The organism is Mycobacterium sp. TH-M15, assembly GCF_057473705.1.
Genome location: NZ_JBYCLB010000080.1, coordinates 1 through 4,605, shown reverse-complemented (window position 1 = coordinate 4,605; position 4,605 = coordinate 1). Strand labels below are relative to the sequence as shown.

Below are 4,605 nucleotides of genomic sequence, written 5' to 3'. Positions count from 1 at the left end.
GCGGCCCGCGCCGCCACCGCCTGCACCCACTGGGCCCGGCCGATCTCCGCCGCGGCACCGTCCGGGCCGGCGCAGACCATCGAATTGTTCGACATGTTCTGCGCCTTGAACGGCGCCACCCGCACGCCGCGGCGGGCCAGCGCCCGGCACAACCCGGTCACCAGCACGCTCTTCCCCGCGTCGCTGGCGGTGCCGGCGACCAGCAGGCCGGTCACCGGGTCCGCCGCACCAGGAACACGTCCATCACCCAGCCCGCCTCGGCCCGCGCCCGGGCACGGGCCCGCTCGATGATCGGCAGCACAGCACCGAAGCGGCCGGTGACCAGCCGCTCCCCGGCCGCCCCCAGGTTGGCGCCCCACCAGATGGTCCAGTCGGCCAGCCCGGTCGTATCCCACTGCGACGGCAGCGGATTCAGCATCGAGACGATGTTGTCCTGCCCGGCGGCGACCGCTTCCTGCAGCCGCCGTCCGGTGGTGACGTGCACCGGACGGCCGATCTCGTGCAGCACGATGCGGTGCCGCGCCGCCAGGAGCTGCGGTGCGCTGATCCCGGCCAGCACGTCGAAGTCGACCGCCACACCCAACTCCCGCACCCGTTCGGCCATCCGGATCGTCGAATCGTAGAGCGACGGATCGCCCCAGACCAGAAACGCGGCGGTGCCGCCGCGTTCGCGCAGCACGTCGGCGTAGCGCCGGGCGCGGGCGGCGTGCCAGTCGGCGACCGCGGCCCGGTACTGCGGCCCGGTGAGGTCGGGCGAGCGGTCCCGCGGGGGATCGGCGACGTCGACGACCTCGGCGGGTCCGTGCGGGCCGGGGTGGGCGGCCAGCACGGCGCGCCGCACCGCCAGCAGCGGGTCGGGTTCGCCGGTGCCGGTGCTCTTCGCCGCGGCCAGCACGTAGTCGACGGTGCGCAGCGCCGCCGCGACTTCGGCGGTGACGTGCTGCGGGCCCATCCCGACACCGAGGATGCGCAACCGAACCTCAGCGGTCTTCGAGGTCACCTTCGACCTCCAGGTAGGCCTGGCGCAGCGCCGCCATCGTCTCCGGGGACGGCTGCGCCCACAGGCCGCGTTCGGCGGCCTCGTGCAGGCGTTCCACGATCCCGTGCAGCGCCCACGGATTCGAGGTGTCCAGGAATTCCCGGGTGGTCGGGTCCAGCACGTACTCGTGGGCGAGCCGCTCGTACATCCAGTCGTGCACCACCCCGGCGGTCGCGTCGAAGCCGAACAGGTAGTCGACGGTGGCCGAGAGTTCGAAGGCGCCCTTGTAGCCGTGCCGGCGCATGGCGGCGATCCAGCGCGGGTTGACCACCCGCGCCCGGAACACCCGCGCGGTCTCCTCGGCCAGGGTCCTGGTGCGCACCGCGTCGGGTGCGGTCGAGTCACCGACGTAGGCCCGCGGGTCCGACCCGGTCAGCGCGCGGACGGTGGCCACCATGCCGCCGTGGTACTGGAAGTAGTCGTCGCTGTCGACGATGTCGTGTTCGCGGCTGTCGATGTTCTTGGCGGCCACCTTGATTCGCGCGTAGTTGGTGCGCATGTCAGCTGCCGCGGCGGCACCGTCCAACCCGCGGCCGTAGGCGAAACCACCCCACGCGGTGTAGACCTCGGCCAGGTCGTTGTCGTCGCGCCAGGTGCCGGCCTCCACCACCGGCAGAATCCCGGCCCCGTAGCTCCCGGGCGCCGAGCCGAACACCCGGGTGGTGGCGCGGCGTTCGTCGCCGTGGGCGGCCAGGTCGGCCCGGGTGTGGGCGGCGACGAAGTTCTGCTCGTCGGGTTCGTCGAGCGCGGCCACCATGCGCACCGCGTCGTCGAGCAGCGTCACCACATGCGGGAACGCGTCGCGGAAGAATCCGGAGATACGCACCGTGACGTCGATCCGCGGCCGGCCCAGCTCGGCGAGCGGGATCACCTCGAGCCGAGACACCCGCCGCGAGGCGTCGTCCCACTCCGGGCGCACCCCGAGCAGCGCCAGCACCTCGGCGATGTCGTCGCCGGAGGTGCGCATCGCCGAGGTGCCCCACACCGAGAGCCCGACCGACTCCGGGTAGTCGCCGGTCTCGTCCAGGTAGCGCGCCACCAGCGAGTCGGCCATCGCCTGGCCGGTCTGCCAGGCCAGCCGCGACGGCACCGCGCGCGGGTCGACGGTGTAGAAGTTGCGCCCGGTGGGCAGCACGTTGACCAGCCCGCGCAGCGGCGACCCGCTCGGGCCGGGCCGGACGAAGCCGCCGGCCAGGGCGTGCATCACCGCGTCGAGTTCGCCGGCGGTGCCGGCCAGCCGGGGCACCACCTCGGCGGCGGCGAACCGCAGCACCCGGCGGACCTGCGGGTCCGGGTGCAGGCGATCGACTGCCGCGGCGTCCCATCCGGCCGCCTCCATCGCCTCGACGAGTGTCCGGGCTCGACGCTCGATCTCGTCGACCGCGGCGTGTGGGGCGCCGTCTTGCAGGCCCAGCGCGGCCCGCAGCCCGGGCACCGCGTGGTCGGCGCCGCCCCACACCTGCGCGGCGCGCAGGATCGCCAGCACCAGATTCACCCGCACCGGCCCCTCGGGGGCGGCACCCAGCACGTGCAGCCCGTCGCGGATCTGGGCGTCCTTGATCTCGCAGAGCCAGCCGTCGACGTGCAGCAGGAAGTCGTCGAACTCCTCGGCGGCAGGGCCGTCGGGGTCATCGGCCAACCCCAGGTCACGGTGCATCTCGGCGGCCCGCATCAGGCTCCAGATCTCGCCGCGCACAGCCGGCAGCTTCGCCGGGTCCATCGAGGCGATGTTGGCGTGCTCGTCGAGCAGCTGCTCCAGTCGGGCGATGTCGCCGTAGCTCTCCGCCCGGGCCATCGGCGGCACCAGGTGGTCGACGATGGTCGCGTGCGCCCGCCGTTTGGCCTGGGCGCCCTCGCCGGGATCGTTGACCAGGAACGGGTAGACCAGCGGCAGGTGCCCGATCGTCGCGTCCGGTGCGCAGGCCGCCGACAGCGCGGCGTTCTTCCCCGGCAGCCACTCCAGCGAACCGTGCTTGCCCAGATGCACCACCGCGTGCGCACCGAAGCCGTGCTCCAGCCAGCGGTAGGCGGCCAGGTAGTGATGGCTGACCGGCAGATCCGGATCGTGGTAGATCGCCACCGGGTTCTCGCCGAAGCCGCGCGGCGGCTGGACCATCAGCACCACGTTGCCGGATCGCAGTGCGGCCAGCACGATCTCACCGGCGTCGTTGACGAACAGGCCGCCGGGCGGCGCGCCCCAGGCCCGCGTCATCGCGTCGCGCAAGGCGTCGGGGATCTCGGCGGTCCAGGCCGCGTACTGCGCCGCGGTGATCCGCACCTGCGCATCGGTGAGCTGCGCGCCGGTCAGCCACTGCTCGTCCTGGCCGCCGGCGTCGATGAGGGCATGGATCAGCCGATCCCCGGCGCGGGTCTCGTCGTCCGCTTCGTCGGCGTCCAACACCCCGAACCCGTCGCCGATGTCGTAGCCCTCGGCCGCCAGCCGGCGCAGCAGCCGCACCGCCGAGACCGGGGTGTCCAGGCCGACGGCGTTTCCGACCCGGGAGTGTTTGGTCGGATACGCCGAGAGCACCAGCGCGATCTTCTTCTCGGCGTTGGGGATTCGCCGAAGCCTGGCGTGGTTGACGGCGATGCGGGCCACCCGGGCGCAACGCTCGGCGTCGGCGACGTAGTGCGGCAGCCCGTCGGGGTCGATCTCCTTGAAGGAGAACGGGACGGTGATGATCCGGCCATCGAACTCCGGGATCACGATCTGGTTCGCCGAGTCCAGCGGTGTCACCCCGTCGTCGCTGCGTTCCCACTCCGCCCGCGACGAGGTCAGCGACAGCGCCTGCAGGACCGGCACGTCCAGCCCGGCGATCCGCTCGATGTTCCACGCCCCGTCGTCGGCACCGGCCCCGGCCGACGCCGGGTGCGTGCCGCCGGCCGCCTGCACGCTCACCGCGACGGCGTCGCAGGAGGCGAGCGCGGCGAAGAGGTCGTCGGGGGCGCTGCGCAGCGACGCCGCGAAGATCGGTACCCCGAGAGCGTCGCCGGTCGCGTCGATCGCGTCGGCGAGCGCGTGGGCGAACGCCGCGTTTCCGCTCACCTCGTGGGCCCGGTAGTACAGCACACCGATCCGCAGCCGGTCGCGAACGGCCGGCGCCGGCTCGGCGCGGTGCGCGTAACCCCACTCCGGGATGCTGACCGGTTGCTCGAAGCCGGCACCGGTCAGCAGCACCGTGTCGCACAGGAAGGCGTGCAGCTGGGCCAGATTCGCCGGCCCGCCCTCGGCGAGGTAGGCGTGTGCCTGGGCGGCCAGCCCGATCGGCACGGTCGAGTGCTGCATCAGCTCGGCGTTCGGCGCGCGTTCCCCACCGAGCACGACCAGTGGAATCCCGCTGCCCCGCAGCACGGCGAGTTCCTCGGTGATCTCCGCCGACGAGCCGAGCCAGCGCAGCACCACGACGCGGACATCCTCGGGCGCCGCGCCGATCGGTTGGCGTCCCGGGTTGCCCAGCAGGTACGCCGCGCCGCTGGCCCGCGCCGACAGCAGGTCGGTGTCGGAGGTGGACAGCAGCGCGACGCGCGGCGGCTCGGTGCCCGCACCGGACATCAGGGATCCTCCT

General features: G+C 73.2%; 3 protein-coding genes. All 3 read right to left on the bottom strand.

The window, feature by feature from the left end; translation table 11 throughout:
• Positions 1-215: nucleotide-binding protein (locus tag AC2VNT_RS02000; RefSeq protein ID WP_486945262.1), on the bottom strand; the 215-nt coding region annotated here is incomplete at its 3' end.
• Positions 212-1,000, bottom strand: coding sequence for a precorrin-6A synthase (deacetylating) (cobF, locus tag AC2VNT_RS01995; RefSeq protein ID WP_486945261.1), 789 nt, complete (start codon positions 998-1,000; stop codon positions 212-214). The genes cobF and AC2VNT_RS02000, both read right to left, overlap by 4 nt.
• Entirely contained in the window at positions 981-4,592 is a 3,612-nt protein-coding gene (cobN, locus tag AC2VNT_RS01990; RefSeq protein ID WP_486945260.1) for a cobaltochelatase subunit CobN, read from the bottom strand. Before cobN ends, cobF begins: the two co-directional genes overlap by 20 nt.
• Positions 4,593-4,605: the final 13 nt, after the last annotated feature.

What these genes read in the sequence shown, in the direction of transcription:
- cobN (WP_486945260.1), bottom strand. Translation starts at nt 4,592, where the DNA reads ATGTCCGGTGCGGGCACCGAGCCGCCGCGCGTCGCGCTGCTGTCCACC.